The organism is Pseudomonas morbosilactucae, assembly GCF_023241715.1.
Classification (GTDB): domain Bacteria; phylum Pseudomonadota; class Gammaproteobacteria; order Pseudomonadales; family Pseudomonadaceae; genus Aquipseudomonas; species Aquipseudomonas morbosilactucae.
This window is the reverse complement of sequence record NZ_JALQCW010000022.1, coordinates 36,376-52,941: the sequence shown is the minus strand read 5'-3', so window position 1 is coordinate 52,941 and position 16,566 is coordinate 36,376. Positions and strand designations below refer to the sequence as shown.

The 16,566-nt window shown below is 64.6% G+C and carries 16 protein-coding genes; 8 read left to right on the top strand and 8 right to left on the bottom strand.

Annotation, left to right across the window (positions count from 1 at the left end; translation table 11 throughout):
* The first annotated feature begins 112 nt into the window (after positions 1–112).
* Positions 113–541: a GNAT family N-acetyltransferase gene (locus tag M1B34_RS10870; protein ID WP_268265127.1), complete on the top strand. Its 429-nt coding sequence runs from the start codon at positions 113–115 to the stop codon at positions 539–541.
* 24 nt (positions 542–565) lie between these two features.
* Here the strand turns inward: M1B34_RS10870 and M1B34_RS10865 are convergent, their stop codons facing one another.
* Positions 566–1,531 (bottom strand): GlxA family transcriptional regulator, encoded by a 966-nt coding sequence (locus tag M1B34_RS10865; protein WP_268265126.1) that lies wholly within the window; start codon positions 1,529–1,531, stop codon positions 566–568.
* Between the two features lie 105 nt (positions 1,532–1,636).
* Between M1B34_RS10865 and M1B34_RS10860 the strand changes: the two genes are divergently transcribed.
* On the top strand, positions 1,637–2,194 hold the full coding sequence (locus M1B34_RS10860) for a thioesterase family protein (RefSeq protein WP_268265125.1): 558 nt from the start codon (positions 1,637–1,639) through the stop codon (positions 2,192–2,194).
* Between the two features lie 30 nt (positions 2,195–2,224).
* Here the strand turns inward: M1B34_RS10860 and yfcF are convergent, their stop codons facing one another.
* Positions 2,225–2,863, bottom strand: a complete 639-nt coding sequence (gene yfcF, locus M1B34_RS10855) for a glutathione transferase (protein ID WP_259740375.1) — start codon at positions 2,861–2,863, stop codon at positions 2,225–2,227.
* Between the two features lie 230 nt (positions 2,864–3,093).
* On the opposite strand from yfcF, the gene M1B34_RS10850 reads away from it, so the two are divergent.
* Positions 3,094–4,746: a sensor domain-containing diguanylate cyclase gene (locus tag M1B34_RS10850; RefSeq protein WP_268265124.1), complete on the top strand. Its 1,653-nt coding sequence runs from the start codon at positions 3,094–3,096 to the stop codon at positions 4,744–4,746.
* A gap of 18 nt (positions 4,747–4,764) precedes the next feature.
* Here M1B34_RS10850 and M1B34_RS10845 read toward each other — a convergent pair whose 3' ends face one another.
* From M1B34_RS10845 to M1B34_RS10830, 4 genes are all read right to left on the bottom strand, one after another.
* Positions 4,765–5,706 carry a p-hydroxyphenylacetate 3-hydroxylase reductase component gene (locus tag M1B34_RS10845; RefSeq protein ID WP_268265123.1) on the bottom strand — a complete coding sequence of 314 codons (942 nt, stop codon included), beginning with the start codon at positions 5,704–5,706 and terminating at the stop codon, positions 4,765–4,767.
* A 72-nt stretch (positions 5,707–5,778) separates the two neighbouring features.
* Positions 5,779–6,948 carry a p-hydroxyphenylacetate 3-hydroxylase oxygenase component gene (locus tag M1B34_RS10840; RefSeq protein WP_123331586.1) on the bottom strand — a complete coding sequence of 390 codons (1,170 nt, stop codon included), beginning with the start codon at positions 6,946–6,948 and terminating at the stop codon, positions 5,779–5,781.
* A 214-nt stretch (positions 6,949–7,162) separates the two neighbouring features.
* Positions 7,163–7,345 (bottom strand): DUF1289 domain-containing protein, encoded by a 183-nt coding sequence (locus M1B34_RS10835; protein ID WP_268265122.1) that lies wholly within the window; start codon positions 7,343–7,345, stop codon positions 7,163–7,165.
* Positions 7,346–7,348: 3 nt separating this feature from the next.
* Positions 7,349–7,720 carry a hypothetical protein gene (locus M1B34_RS10830; protein ID WP_268265121.1) on the bottom strand — a complete coding sequence of 124 codons (372 nt, stop codon included), beginning with the start codon at positions 7,718–7,720 and terminating at the stop codon, positions 7,349–7,351.
* Between the two features lie 143 nt (positions 7,721–7,863).
* Between M1B34_RS10830 and M1B34_RS10825 the strand changes: the two genes are divergently transcribed.
* The 3 genes from M1B34_RS10825 (at position 7,864) to M1B34_RS10815 (ending at position 11,877) form a co-directional block, all read left to right on the top strand.
* Positions 7,864–8,370, top strand: a complete 507-nt coding sequence (locus M1B34_RS10825; protein WP_268262111.1) for a sigma-70 family RNA polymerase sigma factor — start codon at positions 7,864–7,866, stop codon at positions 8,368–8,370.
* Complete coding sequence (locus tag M1B34_RS10820; protein ID WP_268265120.1) at positions 8,367–9,344, top strand: FecR domain-containing protein; 978 nt, start codon at positions 8,367–8,369, stop codon at positions 9,342–9,344. Before M1B34_RS10825 ends, M1B34_RS10820 begins: the two co-directional genes overlap by 4 nt.
* A gap of 91 nt (positions 9,345–9,435) precedes the next feature.
* Entirely contained in the window at positions 9,436–11,877 is a 2,442-nt protein-coding gene (locus M1B34_RS10815) for a TonB-dependent siderophore receptor (RefSeq protein WP_268265119.1), read from the top strand.
* A 63-nt stretch (positions 11,878–11,940) separates the two neighbouring features.
* Here M1B34_RS10815 and M1B34_RS10810 read toward each other — a convergent pair whose 3' ends face one another.
* The gene (locus tag M1B34_RS10810) at positions 11,941–13,638 is read right to left on the bottom strand and encodes a L,D-transpeptidase family protein (protein ID WP_268265118.1); all 1,698 of its coding nucleotides are present in this window, start codon (positions 13,636–13,638) and stop codon (positions 11,941–11,943) included.
* Between the two features lie 152 nt (positions 13,639–13,790).
* On the opposite strand from M1B34_RS10810, the gene M1B34_RS10805 reads away from it, so the two are divergent.
* Positions 13,791–14,504, top strand: a complete 714-nt coding sequence (locus M1B34_RS10805; RefSeq protein WP_268265117.1) for a murein L,D-transpeptidase catalytic domain family protein — start codon at positions 13,791–13,793, stop codon at positions 14,502–14,504.
* Positions 14,505–14,527: 23 nt separating this feature from the next.
* On the opposite strand, the gene M1B34_RS10800 is transcribed toward M1B34_RS10805, so the two are convergent.
* Entirely contained in the window at positions 14,528–15,862 is a 1,335-nt protein-coding gene (locus tag M1B34_RS10800) for an aminotransferase-like domain-containing protein (RefSeq protein ID WP_123331572.1), read from the bottom strand.
* A 91-nt stretch (positions 15,863–15,953) separates the two neighbouring features.
* Here M1B34_RS10800 and M1B34_RS10795 point away from each other — a divergent pair, with 91 nt between their 5' ends.
* Positions 15,954–16,562: a DJ-1/PfpI family protein gene (locus tag M1B34_RS10795; protein ID WP_123331570.1), complete on the top strand. Its 609-nt coding sequence runs from the start codon at positions 15,954–15,956 to the stop codon at positions 16,560–16,562.
* Positions 16,563–16,566 lie beyond the last annotated feature (4 nt).

Below are 16,566 nucleotides of genomic sequence, written 5' to 3'. Positions count from 1 at the left end.
AAGCACCCTTACCAGAAAGGCAGGGATCAGGAAAGGATCAAGCCGCCCCTGACCATCCGTCCGCCAAGCCTGTAGGATACCGCCCACCTCAAATTGCCCCACAGGAGCGCCCATGAACGACCCCCCTTACCGCTTGACCCTGGGCGCCGACGCCGAAGCCATGGCCGAGGTGCGACAGGGCCTGGAGCGCTTCAATGCGCAGAGCATCGGTCACTCCCAATATGAGGACTTCCAGCTCTACGCCCGCGATCAAGAAGACCAAGTCATCGGCGGCCTGTTCGGCAATGTCGGCATGGGCTGGCTGTACATCGACTACCTGTGGCTGAACGATGAAAAGCGCAGCCACGGCCTGGGCAGCGCGTTGCTCAAGCGGGCCGAAGAGCACGCCCGCGACCTGGGTTGCAAAGGGGTGTTTCTCTACACCTACAGCTTCCAGGCGCCGGGGTTCTATCAGAAACAGGGCTATCAGATCATGGGGGTACTGGAGGATTGCCCGCCGGGCCACCAGCGCTTCTACCTGAAAAAGCACTGGCCGGCGTAAAGCGCTGGCCGGACAGCGGGCGCCTCAACTGCCGCTCGGCTGGAACTGCTTGCGGTACGCCGCCGGTAGCAGGCCGACCCGCTGTAGAAACAGGCGGCGGAACGAGTTGCTGTCTTCGTAGCCCACGGCGTAGGTGATGCTGTCCAGGGTCATGCGGGTGGATTCGAGCAGTTGCTTGGCCTTTTCCAGGCGCAACGCCTGCAGGTACGCCAGGGGGGTGTAGCCCGTGGCGTCCTTGAAGCGCCGCTTGAAGTTGCGGGTGCCAAAGGCGAAGCGCTGGGCCACGTCGTCGATCAGCAACGGTTGCTGGAAATGCTCCTCCAGCCAGTCCTGGACCCGCAGGATTTTATCATCGCCGTGGTGCTTGGGCAGCGACCACAGGGCATACACCGATTGCTGGGTGCGCACGTTATCCACCAGCAGGTACTTGCCGCATTTCTGCGCCAGCTCCAGGGACGCGAAGCGCCGCACCAGGTGCAGCAACAGGTCCATGGCGGCACTCGCCCCGCCGCTGGTGATCAACCGCTGGTCCTCGCAGAGAATCTGCGCGGCGTCCAGACGCACCGCGCCATAACGGCGCCGGAACAGGTCGGCGAACGCCCAGTGAGTGGTGGCCCGCATCCCGTCCAGCAGCCCGATTTCCGCCAGCATGAACGCCGCCGTGCACATGGAGGCCAGGACCGCTCCCCGGGCATGCTGTTGGCGTAGCCATGGCCCGTACGCGGCAAAAGCCGGCAAGGCGTCCTTGAGGGTGAAAAGGAAGCCGGGGATCAGCACCAGATCGGTGTGCACGGCCTCGGCGAGCGCCACGTCGACCCGCAGCACCTGCCCGCCCCACGCCGCCACATCGGCGCCGTCCAGCGATGCGCAAACCACCTCGAACGGCTGCCCCGTGCCCTCGGCAAACAGGTTGGCGGCGCTGAGCATTTCCAGGGCCAGGGTGGCGCTGGCGGCGGAACATTGGTCTGCCAATAACAAGGTGATGTGCATAACCCGGCCTATTGCGCTTTTCGCATGAAATAAGTCATTTACGCACCTACTGTAACTGAAGCCGGATCCTTAGAGTGCAACGCTCATTCATTGATCGGCGTGCTTATGAATCTCTGGTTCCGACTTTTGCTCATGCTTTTTCGTCGTCCCTGGCGCAAGCCCGTCGACGGCCTCGCCACCACGGTTACCCGCATGCGCGTGTGGCCGCTGGACCTGGACCTCAACCGTCACGTAACCAATGGCCGCTACTTCACCCTGGCCGATGTCGGGCGTATGGATTTCGTCCTGCGCACCGGGGCGTTTCGCGTGGCCTTGCGGCACCGGGCCGTGCCCATCGTCGGTGATGTGTGGGGCAAGTTCCGCCGCGAGCTGAAGCTCTTCGAAGGCTTCGAGATTCACACGCGGATGCTTGGCTGGGACGAAAAGTGGAGTTTTATGGAGCACCGTTTTGTCAGCCGTGGACGGGTGATCGGTGTGGTGGTGATGCGCGGCCTGTTCCGCTCGGCCAAGGGCACGGTGGCGCCGGGGGCGTTTTTGCATGAGCTGGGCCTGTCCGAAGCATCGCCACCGATGCCGCAGTGGCTCAAGGACTGGTCGCAAAGCTGCGACGACATGAGCCAGCAGCTGCGCGCTCAAGAAGCCCCCGCAGCCACCCTGCCCTGATGCCTGCCGCCGTAGCGACAGGCTGGGGTTTCAGCCGATCGGCGGCCGCGTCAGGTTGACCCATTCCTGCACCGCCGGGTGCTGCCATTGGCGCTGCGCGTACGCCACCAGGGCCGGCGGCACCGGGTCGCCGTTGAGGATCAGCCGGTTGAGCATCAGCGCCAGGTCGACATCGGCAATCGACCATTGGCCACACAGGTACTCGGCATTCCCAACCAGCAACGCCTGGGCAGCCTCGATCAGTTTCTGCGCTGCCGACGCGGCCTGCGGCGACAACGGCCCGGCCTTGACGCCATAAAACACCACCAGGGTCGAACGTTCCTGGCGAATTGGCAGCAAGTCACTGCGCAACCAGGCCTGGACTTGCCGGGCCCGCGCCCGTTGCACCCAATCCTCAGGGTAAAGCGCCGCTCCGGGGAAGGCTTCGTCCAGGTACTCGGTGATGGCCGACGACTCGGACAAGGCCAACTCGCCCTGCACCAGGGTCGGTACACGCCGGGTCAGCGACAGGCTGGCGTAAGCCGGCGCCTGGTGCTCGCAGGCCTCCAGGTCGAGGGGAATGACCTCGAACTCAAGGCCCTTGTGCCGCAGCGCCACAAACACCGACAGGGCGTAAGGGCTGGTGAATTGAGCATCGACATACAAACGCAGGGGCGAAGGCTGGGTCACGGCACATACTCCATCAAGGGCTGAAAAACAGGCAACTGCGGCCACGCTACGAGATCCCCCGCCATAAATAAAATTCATGATTTTCATGCCGGCATTCCGTAGAGGAATAGTTGAAGAAAAGCTTCAAGCGGCAAGCGGAAAGCTCCAAGTGGCAAGCGTCAAGCTTGCGGCTTACAGCTTGCCGCTTTTGGGCATACCATGCCGCCACGCCAAACCTGCCGAGCCCCCTCATGATCAAAGCCAGCCTGCGTAGCCACCTGACCCTCTGGTTTACCGGATTGTCGCTGCTCACCCTGGTCAGCGTGGGTTTCTATGTCGGCCATATCGCCACCGAGCAAATCAGGCAGTCCCGTGGCAATGCCTTGTTGAGCATTGCCAAATCCACCGCGGCGCTGTTGGGATCGCAACTGCGCGAACGGCAGTTGGAAACCTACCTCCTCAGCCGCGCGCCCTACTTGGAGCACGGCAACCTGGATGACCCGGATATCCTGGCGTCGATGCAGTTGCGCACTCAGTCCCGTGCCGAGTACGCCTGGATGGGCGTGGCCGACGCCGAGGGGCGTGTACGCCAGGCGGTGAACGGCCTGCTGGTGGGCCAGTCGGTGCAACAGCGCCCCTGGTTCCAGGCGGGGCTGCGCGGTGACTACACCGGCGACCCCCACGAAGCGCTGTTGCTGGCCAAGCTGCTGCCGGGCAACGCCGGGGGTGAGCCTTTGCGCTTTATCGACTTTGCCGCGCCGATTCGAAATGCCCAGGGCCAGGTCATCGGGGTGCTGGGGGCCCATGCGCATTGGAGTTGGGTCACGCGGATTGTCGAATCGGCGGTCCTGGGCAAAGACAGCCAGGACCTTGAAGCACTGATCATCGACCACGACGGCAAGGTGCTGTACCCGGAAAGCCTGACGGGGCAACAGCAACCCAGCCTGCTGTTGCTTGACGCCAACGGCGGGCACCCTGGGTGGACCACCGCCAACGACTACCTGACCAGCGTGGTGGCGGTGCCAACGCCGTCGAGCAGCGGCCTGGCCTGGTACATCGCGGTGCGCCAACCGCTGGACATCGCACTGCAACCGGCGCGCCTGCTGCTGTACAAACTGCTGGTGCTGGGGGTGATCGCCGCACTGGTGTTCGGCCTGGTGGCCTACTACCTGGCGCTGAACCTCAGCCGCCCGATCGAGCAACTGGCCAGGCTGACCCAACAGGTCCAGGCCCAGCAGCCGGGGGTGACCTTCCCTCGGGAGCATTCGGTGCGGGAAATCGCCCAACTGGGCCAATCGATCCAGAGCATGACCGAGTCCCTGCTGCTCAAGGAGCGCGAGTTGCAAGACGCCAATGCGTCCCTGGAAAAAACCGTCGCCCTGCGCACGGCGGCCCTCAGCGAGGCCAATGCCGAACTGTTGAAACTGGCGACCCACGACGCGCTCACCGGGGTCTACAACCGCCGACGCTTCGATGAAAAGCTCAGCGAGTGCAGCCTGTCGTTCCAACGCACCGGGCACCGTTTCGGCCTGTTGTTTATCGACGCCGATCACTTCAAGCAAATCAATGACAACCACGGCCATGCCGTGGGTGATGAGGTACTGTACAAGCTGGCGCAGTTGATCGAACAGCACACCCGCGCCACCGACTTCGTCGCCCGTTATGGCGGCGAGGAATTCGCCGTGCTGCTGCCCAACATCGCGGCCCCGGACAGCCCGGAAGTGGTGGCCGAGAAGATCCGCGCCGCCGTCGCCGATGCCACCTTCCCCGGTGTCGGGCAAGTCACGGTGAGCATCGGCATCAGTGTGGCCGACGCGGCAGACAGCAACAGCACGGCGCTGATCAAACGCGCCGACCAACAGCTGTATCAAGCCAAATCATCGGGCCGCAACCGGGTCGCCTGAGGCCGCACCCAGCGCAGCTCAGGCGCCTTGAATCACCCCCTTGAGCACGTTTTTGAAATGCTCCAGCTGGGCCTCGCCAAAGGCGCCGAACACCTTGTCCTGCTGCTCTCGGGCAATGGCCCACAAGCCTTCGGTTTCGTCGATGCCCTTGACCGTCAAGCGCACCCGCTCGCCCTCGTCGCTGACCAGGCCCTTGCGCTTGAGGTTGGCCACCGCTTCGTCAATTTCCCGGGCCGGCATCGCCACCTCACGCTGCAGATCGTTGAGGCTCAACCCGGCGTCATTCTCCAGCACCATCAACATGCGCGCCTCGCTGGTGCGCAGCCCAGTGGACAGTTGTCGAGGCTGGTAACTGGCCTGATAGGCCCGCAGCGCCTGGGTCATCAGGTAATACAGGTTGTGGCTCAGGCGCCCCTGGAAGTGACTGCTAGGGGCCTGCCCTTCCTCGCGGCGGGTCATGCGGGTGTGGGGCAGGACCATGGAATAGGCACCCTGGTGATAGAGCAGCGGCGAGCGACCACAGTCGTCAAAGGCCAGCACCTTGCCGATCATGATCCAGTGGTCGCCGCCGTCCACCTGCTGGTATTTCTCGCAGTGAAAACGCGCCGAGCAGTCGGCCAGCAACGGCGCACCGCCGGGGCCGGGAACGAAGTCGATGGCGGCAAAGCGGTCATCGCTGGGCCGGGCGAAGTTGTTCGACACATCGATCTGGTCGGCCGCCAGCACGTTGACCGCAAAATGGCCGGACGCCTCAAACACCTCGTGGCTGCTGGAGCGCTTGTCGATGCTCCAGAGAATCAGCGGCGGATCCAGGGACACCGAGTTGAAGCTGTTGGCGGTCACCCCAACCTTGCGCCCGTCTTCCGTGGCGGCGGTGACCACGGTCACACCGGTGGCAAAATTGCCCAGGGCGCGGCGAAAGGCATGGGTGTCGAAAGCGTGATCAGAAACAGTGGGCATACAAGACTCCTGGGCCATCGTGCGTGGACGGCCTCGATTGTTGTAAGGGGCAGCGAATCCCGGTGACGGGGCTCAAACCATGCTGGGATCGGGTTCCAGGCCCATCAGCTCGCGCCCGAGGATCTGCGCGCAGACGTCGTAGTCGGTGTAGGCATGGGCGCCGGTCAGGTGGGCATCGCGGAACAGCCGTTGCAGCTCATTGGTTTCGAACCAGGCACCACCGCCAGACGCTTCCATCAAGCGATCCACGGCCTGGATGCACATCTTGGTGGCATAGCCCTGGTTGGTGCGCCAGAAGGCCAGGGTTTCGCGGCTCGGGTAGACCTGGCGCTCGCTGTGCTCGGCGTGTTCCTGCCAGGTTTTTTCCAGAAAGGCCCGGGCCGCCGCCACCTGGTGGGTGGACTCCGCCAGGCGCATCAGGGCCGGAGTCGCTGCCCCCACCGCCGCGCCGGTGTAGGCGCGGACCCGGGTGCGGGTTTTCTCGCGGAACACCTCGAGCATGCGTTCGGCCACCCCCAGGCTCACCGTGGAAAAGCCACTGGCGAAATACGGACGATACGGCGAGTAGAAAATCTTGCTGTCGGGGTACAAACCAAAGCCCGCGGACTTGCCTTCCATCATGTCCTTGGCTTTCTGGATGTGGTGTTCCGGAACGAACACGTTATCGATGATCAGGGTCTTGCTGCCGCTGCCGCGCATGCCGACGCCGTACCAGTCATCGCGGATCTGGTAATCCCGGCGCGGCAATACCGCAAAGCAATAGTCCTGAGTGCCTTCGGCGTTCTTGCGGCGAAAGCCGACGATGGCCCACTCGGCGTGGTCGCACCCGCTGCTCCAGCCCATTTCGCCGCTGAACATCACCCCGCCTTCGACCTCTTCAGTGCGCCCGAACGGCGCGATGCTGCTGCTGGCGGTGGCGTCCGGGTCATCGCCCCAGACGTCCTGCTGGGTCTGGGCGGAAAACATCGCCAACTGATGACTGTGGGTGCACAACAGGCTCATGGCCCAGGCGGTGCTGGCGCAGGCCCCGGCCAGCAGGGCGATGCAGTCGGCAAACTGCGGCAGGGAAATTTCCATCCCGCCGAATTTCTTCGGCTGGAACGCCCGGTGCAGGCCGATGCTTTTCAGCAAGGCAATATTGTCGGCGGGGACGGTCCGGTCCCTCTCCGCCTGGAAGGCATTGGCGGCGATGGCGGGCAGAAGGGACTTGAGGTCTTCGAGCAGCGGGTTTGGCTTTTTCATGGGCGGACTCTTTTATTATTGGCGTCTGCTGACCCTGCCGACCCTGGCGCCGCTGATCGCTGAGCGGCTAGGGAGTGTCGGGGATCAATGCTCTGAGCCAGCCCAGTATGCGTAACCGGTGCGCGCCGAAAAATGCACGTTCCAGATAGAAGATTGCACTTTTCATGGCCTGTGCAAGCAAGTGCCTACCGTCCATGAGCGCCACGGGCGCCGCTTACCCCTTGTGCTTTTTCAAGCGCTTCATGCGATCGCTGGCACGCTGCACGGCGGCCATCTTCTCCGGACGCTTCATGCGCTTCCATTTACGGATGTCGTCCTTGGTCCGCCCGCAACTGACGCACAGGTCACCGCTCAACTGGCACAAGGCAACACAGGGGTTCTCGATGTCCTTGGCCACGAATCAGCCCCGCCCCGGGCGCAGGCGCGCCAGGCGTTGTTGCCAATCGCCGCCGTTGGCACGGCGGCAAGCCTCTTCATTGTCGAACAGCACATGACGCGCCAACGGGCTGAGCGAAATGTCGGCCTGATCCAGGGCCGTGGCCGTCAGGGCCAGCATGTGCTCGCCCTGCCCAGCGGCCAGGGCCTGCTCCTGATGGGCCTGGGTGTCGAATATCCACACCACCCGCAGGCTCGATGGAAACGCCGCGTAATCCACCTCGTGGGTCAGCCAACTGAAGCCGACGATCTGTGCCTTGGCGGTTTCACAGGCCTCAGTCAGGGTGGTGGCCAGGCGGCGCTCGATCTGCGCCTGCTCACGCTTGCTCAACAACATGCGGGGTCCTTGAAGGGGCTGAAAAAGGGCCGCAATCATACGCCAACCCGTGCGGCTACCGGCGAGCAAACACCGATTGCGGGGACAAAGCCTGCACAGGTACTATTGCGAACGATTCACACTCACAACTGGAAAATCCACCGGTGCAACCCTCCGCTAGCCATAAGCTCGGCTTTTTTTTCAGCGACCATCACCGCTGGCTGCTGCAGCACATCCACAAGCGCCTGCGCAATCGCGCCGACGCCGAGGACACGGCGGCCGATACCTTCTGCCAGTTGCTGAGCGCCCGGGTGGATCCCGACACCATCGAACAACCGCGCGCCTACCTCTCGACCATCGCCCGCCGGCTGATCTTCGACCGGCATCGCCGACGCCAGTTGGAACTGGCCTACCTGGAGCGCTTGTCAGCGCTGCCCGAGGCGCTGGCGCCCTCCCCCGAAGAACAGCTGCAACTGCTCGAAGCCCTGGTGGCCATCGACCGCGCCCTGGATGGCTTGCCGGCACTGGTCAAGGCGGCGTTCCTCTACAGCCAGCTCGACGGCCTGAGCTACGTGGCCATCGCCCAAAAGCTCGAGCTGTCGGAACGCACGGTCAGCCGCTACATGAAACAAGCCCTGCGCCAGTGCTACCTGAGCGAGCTGGCGCCGTGAGCCAAACGCGCCTGGACCCGGTCAGCGAGCAGGCCATCGACTGGATGGTGCGCCTGCGGGCCGACGCCCCGGATGCCGCTCTGCAAAAGCGCTTCAACGCCTGGCTGATCCAGGACCCGGCCCACGCCCTGGCCTGGGAACGCCTGCAGGAACGCCTGGGCGGCGCCTTTCAAACGGTGCGCAACCTCGACCGCCGGGTGCCCGGGCAAGCCGGTGAAGCCCGCCAATTACTGCTCAAGCCGGCGGGTTCGCGGCGCGAGGTGCTGCGTGCCTTCGCCGGCCTGGGCCTGCTGGGTGGCGGCCTGTGGCTGGCTGCACGCAGCCCCTTGGGCGACTCACTGCTGGCCGACCTGCACACCGGTCGCGGCCAGCGCCAGGACATTACCCTGGCCGACGGCAGCCGCCTGAGCCTGAACGCCAACAGCGCGGTGGACCTGCAATTCGATGCCCGCCAGCGGCTGGTGATCCTGCGCCACGGCGAGTTGGTGATCCAGGTCGCGGCCGACCCTCTGCGGCCGTTGCGGGTGCGCAGCGCCCAGGGTGAAGTGCAAGCCCTGGGCACGCGCTTCCTGGTCAGCCAGGAAACGGACGCGACCCGGGTGGTGGTGCTGGAACACTCGGTGCGGGCGACGCTGTTCGACGGTACGCAACGGGATCTGGCGCAAGGCCAGGCGGCCATGCTGTATGCCCAGCGCATCGACAGCCTGGACAGTGACCAGCGGCATCGTGCCGACTGGCTCGATGGCCGCCTGAATGTACTGAACGACCCGCTGGAGCAAGTGGTGGACGCCTTGCGCCCTTATCACCGCGGATTTGTCCGGGTGGCGCCGGAGATCCGTGAGCTGCGGGTCCAGGGCGTGTTTCCCCTCAATGACCCGGAACGGGCCTTGGCGGCCCTGGCGGAAACCCTGCCCATTCGCGTGGATCACTACAGCCCCTGGCTGACCCTGGTGCGCGCGAAAAACAGCCGTTGAAGTTTTTTTTGGAAATCTTTCTTATTTGTGTCTGGTTTTCATTTCTCGTCCCACCTATCTCCTGACGAGTTCACACAATCAGGAGAATGCCGTGTTCAACCCTTGGCCCCACGCCCTTTCCGTCGCCGTTGCCTTGGCGACCCTGACCAGCCCGGTGCTGGCCCAGGAACAGACCCAGCGCTTTAACTTGCCGGCCGGCCCCCTGGCCGCCACGTTGAATGCCATTGCCAGTCAGAGCGGGCAAATTGTGTCCCTGGAACCGGCGCTGGTGCAGGGCAAACAGGCCCCGGCAGTGGTCGGCCAGATGACTCCCGCCCAAGCCATGCACAGCGCCCTGGCGGGCAGCGGTCTGCAATTGCGGGTCACCGAGCAAGGCAACTTCAGCGTGGAGCCGGCCACCAGCAGCGGTGACACCCTGCAACTGGGGGTGACCAGCATCGTCGAGCGCAGCGCCGACGCCACCACCGAGGGCTCGGGCTCCTACGCGGCCAAAGCGGTGACCATCGGCAAGGGCAGCCACAGCCTCAAGGAATTCCCCCAGTCGATCACCGTCATGACCCGTAAGCAGATGGACGACCAGGGCATCACCGACCTCAAGGACGCGGCCAACCTGACCACCGGCCTGGTGGGCGTCCAGGGTGTGGGCAAAGGCATGATCCTGACGTCGCGCGGCTTCCAGATCGACGACTGGCAATACGACGGGGTGCCGATCCCGCGTAATACCTATTCCCTGGGCAACTGGGCCACCCAGGACCTGATTTTCTACGACCGCCTGGAAGTGCTGCGTGGCGCCTCCGGCCTGCTGCAAGGCACCGGCAGCCCGGGCGGCGCCATCAACCTGGTGCGCAAGCGCGGCCAGGCCACCCCCACCGTGACCCTCACCGGCAAGGCCGGGTCCTGGGACCACTACGGCCTGCAACTGGACGCCGGCGGACCGCTGAACGACAGCGGCACGATTCGCGGCCGCCTGGTCGCCGATGAGGACCAGAGCGATTCGTTCATCGACTACGAATGGAGCAAGACCCACTCGCTGTACGGGGCCCTGGACTTCGACCTGAGCGATGCCACCACCCTGGGCCTGGCGGTCAGTCGCACCGAAGCCGAGTCACGGCCAATGCTGCGGGGCCTGCCGCGCTACGCCAACGGCGAACCGGTGGACATCTCGCGCTCGACCTTCACCGGCTCGCGCTGGAACCACTCGCAGATCAACGTGACCACGCTCCAGGCCGATGTCGAGCATCGCTTCAACGATGACTGGACCTTGAAGGTCGGCGCCCTGCGCATGAGCGAAGACAACGATTCCACCCACCAGCGGGTGCAGACCGTGGATGACGGGCTCAACCCCGACGGCTCCGGCGTGAGCTATGCCGACTGGGTCACCGACTTCAGCAACACCAAGGTCGGCCTGGACGTCAACGTCACCGGGCGCTTTGAAGCCCTGTCCATGGACCAGGAAATCACCCTGGGGGGCAACTACTCCAAGCTGACCACCGACGACCGTTTTGCCCGGACCTTCAACGACGGCACCGATAACATTTTCGACATCGACCACAACCGTCCGGAGATCAGCTTCGACAACCTGCTCAACACTGCCAAGGGCAGCGCCACCTACTCCCAGTACGATGTGCGGCAAAAAGGCCTGTACGGCAGCTGGCGGGTCAAGCCCATCGAGCCCTTGACCCTGATCCTCGGCTCACGGGTCAGTTGGTTCAACTACAGCTACAAAGCCAGCAACGAAACGGCTATCACCCACGCCATCACCGTCAACGAGCCGAGCTACATGACCGAGACCGGGGTGGTCACGCCTTACGCGGGCGTGGTCTACGACCTGAGCCGGGAATGGGCGGTGTACGCCAGCTACACCGACGTGTTCGAGCCGCAAACCAACCGCAGCACCAGCGGCTCGATACTCAAGCCGATCGTCGGCAGCAACTATGAAGTGGGCCTCAAGGGCGAATTGCTCGACGGCCAGGTCAACACCTCCCTGGCGCTGTTCCGCTATGACCAGGAAAACCGCGCCATCGAAGACCCTAGCTCCAACGGTGCCTGCAGCGGCAGCAACTGTTCCATGGCGTCGGGCAAGGTTCGCAGCCAGGGCCTGGAAGCGGAAATCAGCGGTGAAGTGCTCAGCGGCCTGCAACTCTTTGCCGGCTACACCTACAACACCACCCAGTACCTCGAAGACCCGGACAACAAAGGCCGCGTGTTCAGCCAATGGACGCCCAAGCACATGCTGCGGGTGTGGGGTGATTACCAGTTCAACGGCGACTGGAAGGCGGTCAGCACCGGCCTGGGCTTTACCAGCCAAAGCCATACCCTGGGCTACGAGCGCTTCTACGACGTGCCGGGCTACACCGTCTGGAGTGCCCGCGTGGCGTACCAGTTGAACCCGGAAATCAGCCTGGCGCTGAACGCCAACAACCTGTTCGACAAAAACTACTACGTCTCGGCCTACAACCAGCTCAACGGCAACAACAACTTCGGTGACCCGCGCAATTTCATGTTCAGCGTGAAATACACACCGACGTTCTGAGCCGCCCCCGCAAGCGGCGCCCCTGACTCCAGGAGCGCCGTTCAGCGTTCTTGAGGCACCGCCTCAGTGGACGCTGCCCAAGGCGCTGAGCAACGGCCCGTCACGGCTATAGATGTCCGGGGCGTACACCACCCGCCCCTGGTCATCGGCCTGCACCGTCCAGTAGGACAGCAGGATCGGCAGCGGCGCCGCCAGCCTGAATTCATGGGTCAGGCCGGTGGTCAGCAGCTCATCGGTGCGCCGGCGTTCTGCCGGGCTCAGCAACCAATCCCGCAACTGCAACGCCTGCTCGACCCGCACACAACCGGAACTGAATGCCCGCGGCCCTTTGCTGAACAGGCCTTGGCTCGGGGTGTCGTGCAGGTACACCGAGAACGGGTTGGGGAAGCGAATGACCATCCGCCCCAGGGGATTGCGCGGGCCGGCGCCCTGGCGCAGAAGGATATTGCCGGGGTGTTCCCAGTCGATGTCTTCCGGTGCCAGGGGCTGGCCTTCGCTGTCCAGGACTTCGAGGTTCTGACGGCTGAGGAAACTCTGGTCGCGACGGATCTCCGGCAGCTTGTCTTCACGCAGGATGGTCGGCGGCACGGTCCAGGTCGGGTTCAGGGTCAGGCGCGTGACCCGGGATTTGAGCAGCGGCGTCTGGCGCTCGGCACGGCCCACCTGGGTGCGGGTCTGCCACACCGGTAAGCCGTCCCGGTACACCGTCAATTGCGCGGCTGCCACGTTCACCAGCACGCTGCTGGGCTCCAGGTCCTGGGCCAGCCAGCGCAGGCGTTCGAGGTTGAGCCGCAGTTGCTCGCGGCGCACGCTGGGGCTGATGTTCAACTCATTCAAGGTGCCCGGCCCGATCACCCCGTCGGCCTGCAGGGAATGGTTGAGCTGGAAGCTTTTCACCGCGTCCACCAACTCGCTGCCGTAGGTGTTTTCAACACTGACCTGGGGGCTGCTCAGGTAACCCTCACTGAACAGCCGCTGGGTCAGCTCGGGCACCCGCACGTCTTGCATGTCCGGGCGCAGCAAAGGGCCGCTCGGCAAGGGCTGCCAATGGGGCAAGGCTTGCTGGCGCTGCTGGATATAGACATGACGCAGGTTGTGGTACTGAACCAGGCGCGGGCGCGCCTGTTCAAAGGCCCCGGCGATGTTGTCCAGGCCAGGGTCGGCGATGGCCAACAGTTCGGCCTGGTGATCCTCAACCAGCGGCTGGGCCCGCCACAAGGGTTCGAAGCGGGCCTGGGACAGGCGCCCATAACGCAGGTCGTGCAGGGCTAGCAGGTAGCGCTGGCTGATCTCGATATCGGCGCACAAGCCGTCGGGGGCGTCGCTGGCAGGCAGCGGGTAATGGCTTGGGTCAAGGCCATCGTCCGCCAGCAGCGGCAGCTGCTCACGCAAGTTCGCCAGGCGGCCATTCACCGACCACAACGGAGCATCGCCGTGTTGCAGGTACAACGCCTGCAGCAGCTTCAGCGTTGGCGCATCCACCCGCAGCAACGCCGGGCACTGAGCCGTCAGCGAAGTTGGAGCCGTCAGCTGATCAGGAGCCGCCGGCTGCGGACCAGGAGAAGCCGTCTGCGAATTCGAAGGCGTCTCCAGTGAGCTTGGAGGCGTCGCCAGCGAACCCAGGGGGGCCGTCTGCGAACTCTGGGGCTCAGGTGCCGGGCTCGTGGGCAAACTCGGCAGCGGCATCAACGCCTCGGCGGCCACGACCAATGGCGCAGCGAGCACGCCCAGGCTCAAGTAACATGCGTATTTTTTGAACAACTGCTTTACTCCAATCCATGGCCATCACAATGATGGTCAACCTCCGCGGCGACTGCGCAAGACCCTCAAGCCAGGGGTCAAACCAGGCTGCTGGGAGGACGTCAGGACAATAGGATGTCAGGAGCCGAAGCGACCGTGGGGATTCTTTACACATGTTGAATTTTTTGTGCCGGCTCTGCCTGGCCAGCGCCACCCTTGTGGCCCTCTGCGGCACCGCATCCGCCGCCAATAGCGTCAGCCCGACGTTGTACAACAGCCTCAACCGCGCCGCGCCGGAACTCAATCCCCAGGCGCTGAAAGGTGCCCTCAGCGCCATGCAATGTGCGCTTAACAGCGGCGCCCGGCAGGCCCGCCACCTGGCGGTGATCGACTATTCCCAGCCGTCTACCGCCCGTCGCCTGTGGATCTTCGACCTGCGCAAGAAAACCCTGGTGCTGCGCGACCTGGTGGCCCATGGGCAAAAATCCGGGGAAAACTTCGCCACGCAATTCTCCAATCGGCTGGGCAGCAACCAATCCAGCCTGGGCCTGTTCCGCACCCAGGAAAGCTACGAAGGCAGCCACGGCTACTCCTTGCGCATGGACGGCCTGGAACCGGGCTTCAATGACCGTGCCCGTGACCGCGACATCGTGATCCACGCTGCCGACTACGTGAGCCCACTGTGGAGCCAGCGCCAGGGCCGTATCGGCCGCAGCCAGGGCTGCCCGGCCGTGCGCCCGCAAGTGGCCCGTCAAGTGGTGGACAAACTCAAGGACGGCCAGTTCATGTTTTCCTGGTACCCGGACCAGCGCTGGCTCAAGACCTCGCCCTACCTCAACTGCCAGCCACGCCAGGTGGCGAGCATCCTCAACGCCTACGGCGGCTGACTCCAGCCGCCACCGGTGGCCGCTCAATAAGCGTAATGCTCAATCACCCTCCTGACCTGTTGCAGCGCCCCGGGCAACGCGTCCAGCTCCACGGAACCCAGGGCCAGGCGCAGTGCATGGGGCACCGGCGCCGAGCTGACAAAGGGCTCGGCGGTGGACACCGAGACGTTCTCCCGCAGCAGCGCCATGGCCACCTGGTCGGCGCGCACCTCCTCGGGTAACCACAGCCAGAGAAAGTACGACGCCGGATGCGCTACGTAATCCAGCCCGGCCAGCACCTCTCGGGCCAGGGCCTGGCGGGCTCGGGCATCGTCGCGCTTTTCAGCCTCCAGGCGCGCCTGGGTGCCGTCCTCGATCCAGGCACAGGCCATCGCCGTCATCACCCCCGGCGTATTCCAGGTGGTGGCGCGCACGGCCCGCTCCAGCGCCGGCACCCAGGGCAGCGGCGCCACCACCAGGCCCACCCGCAACCCGGTGGCCACGCTTTTGGAAAACCCCGAGACATACACCGTCAACTCTGGCGCCAGGCTGGCCAGGGGCGGCGGCGGATCTTCAGCGAGAAAGGCGTAGGCGGCGTCCTCGATCATCAACAGGTCATGACGCCGGGCCAGCGCCACCAGGCGTTGCCGCCAGCCAAGGTCCAGCACCCAGCCCATGGGGTTGTGCAAGGTCGGCATGGCATACACCGCGCGCACCCGGCGGCGTCGGCACAGGTCCTCGAACGCCTGCAGATCGGGCCCCTCTCGGGTCAGGGGAATGGTCAGCAACTCCAGGCCATGGGCCTGCGCCACCACTTTGAAGCCGGGGTAGGTCAAGGCGTCGACGGCCACCACATCACCGGGCTTGAGCAAGGCCATCAGGGTGATCGCCAGGCCGTGCTGGGCACCGCTGACAATCAACACCTGCGCCGCCGTCGTGCTCAACCCGCGACACGCCAGGTGCCGAGCGATGATCGCCCGTTCATGGGCGCGGCCGCTGTGGGGCTGGTAACGCAGCAACGCCTCCAGGTCCCCGCTCGCCGCCAACTGGCGCAAGGCCCCGCGCAGTAAATCGGCCTGCCCGGGCAAGGACGGATAATTGAAGTTCAGGTCCAGGGTGCCCGGCGGGGTGGCCTGCTGATCGACGCCCTGGCCCGGCGGCAAGGCGCTTTCGCGGACAAAGGTGCCGCGCCCGGTCTCGCCGCTGACCAGGCCCATGGCCTCCAGTTCGGCGTACACCCGCGACGCCGTGACCAGGGCCAACCCCTCACGCGCCGCCAGTTCACGATGGGTGGGCAGACGACTGCCAGGGGCCAGCACCCCGCCGCGAATATCCGCGGCAAAGGCGTCCACCAGTTGCTTGTATCGAGCGCGAGCCATAGGCAGATGTATCCATGACAATTATTTGATTGTGCTGATTCTCAACCCTAGGATCGGGCCACACAAGCGGCTCTCAACCCAAGGTTCCCCCATGCACATCAGCATCCTCACCTTCGAAGGCTTCAACGAACTCGACAGCCTGATCGCCCTGGGCATCCTCAACCGCATCAAGACACCTGGCTGGCGGGTGACCATTGCCAGCCCGACGCCCCAAGTACGCTCGATGAACGGTCTGGTGCTGGAACGGCACATCAGCCTGGAACAGGCCAACAGCGCCGACGCGGTGCTGGTGGGCAGCGGCATGCTCACCCGCGACGTGGTGGCCGACCCGACACTGATGAGCCAACTGCGGCTGGACCCGACCCGGCAACTGCTGGGGGCGCAATGTTCCGGCACCCTGGTGCTGGCCAAGCTGGGGCTGCTGGGCACGGTCCCCGCCTGCACCGACCTGACCACCAAGCCCTGGGTCCAGGAAGCCGGTGTCGAGGTGCTCAACCAGCCGTTTTTCGCCCGGGGCAACGTCGCCACTGCCGGCGGTTGCCTGGCTTCGCAATACCTCGCTGCCTGGTTCATTGCCCGCCTGGCGGGGCTGGAGGCTGCACAAAACGCCATCCACTACGTGGCCCCGGTCGGCGAGAAAGAGGCGTATGTGGAGCGCGCCCTCCACAACATCCGCCCCTACCTGCCCGCCGACGCGTGACGCG

Excerpts from the sequence above, each read along its gene's own strand:
- M1B34_RS10870 (WP_268265127.1), top strand. The coding sequence starts at position 113 with ATGAACGACCCCCCTTACCGCTTGACCCTGGGCGCCGACGCCGAAGCC.
- M1B34_RS10865 (WP_268265126.1), bottom strand. The coding sequence starts at position 1,531 with ATGCACATCACCTTGTTATTGGCAGACCAATGTTCCGCCGCCAGCGCC.
- M1B34_RS10860 (WP_268265125.1), top strand. The coding sequence starts at position 1,637 with ATGAATCTCTGGTTCCGACTTTTGCTCATGCTTTTTCGTCGTCCCTGG.
- M1B34_RS10850 (WP_268265124.1), top strand. The coding sequence starts at position 3,094 with ATGATCAAAGCCAGCCTGCGTAGCCACCTGACCCTCTGGTTTACCGGA.
- M1B34_RS10845 (WP_268265123.1), bottom strand. The coding sequence starts at position 5,706 with ATGCCCACTGTTTCTGATCACGCTTTCGACACCCATGCCTTTCGCCGC.
- M1B34_RS10840 (WP_123331586.1), bottom strand. The coding sequence starts at position 6,948 with ATGAAAAAGCCAAACCCGCTGCTCGAAGACCTCAAGTCCCTTCTGCCC.
- M1B34_RS10830 (WP_268265121.1), bottom strand. The coding sequence starts at position 7,720 with ATGTTGTTGAGCAAGCGTGAGCAGGCGCAGATCGAGCGCCGCCTGGCC.
- M1B34_RS10805 (WP_268265117.1), top strand. The coding sequence starts at position 13,791 with ATGTTGAATTTTTTGTGCCGGCTCTGCCTGGCCAGCGCCACCCTTGTG.
- M1B34_RS10800 (WP_123331572.1), bottom strand. The coding sequence starts at position 15,862 with ATGGCTCGCGCTCGATACAAGCAACTGGTGGACGCCTTTGCCGCGGAT.
- M1B34_RS10795 (WP_123331570.1), top strand. The coding sequence starts at position 15,954 with ATGCACATCAGCATCCTCACCTTCGAAGGCTTCAACGAACTCGACAGC.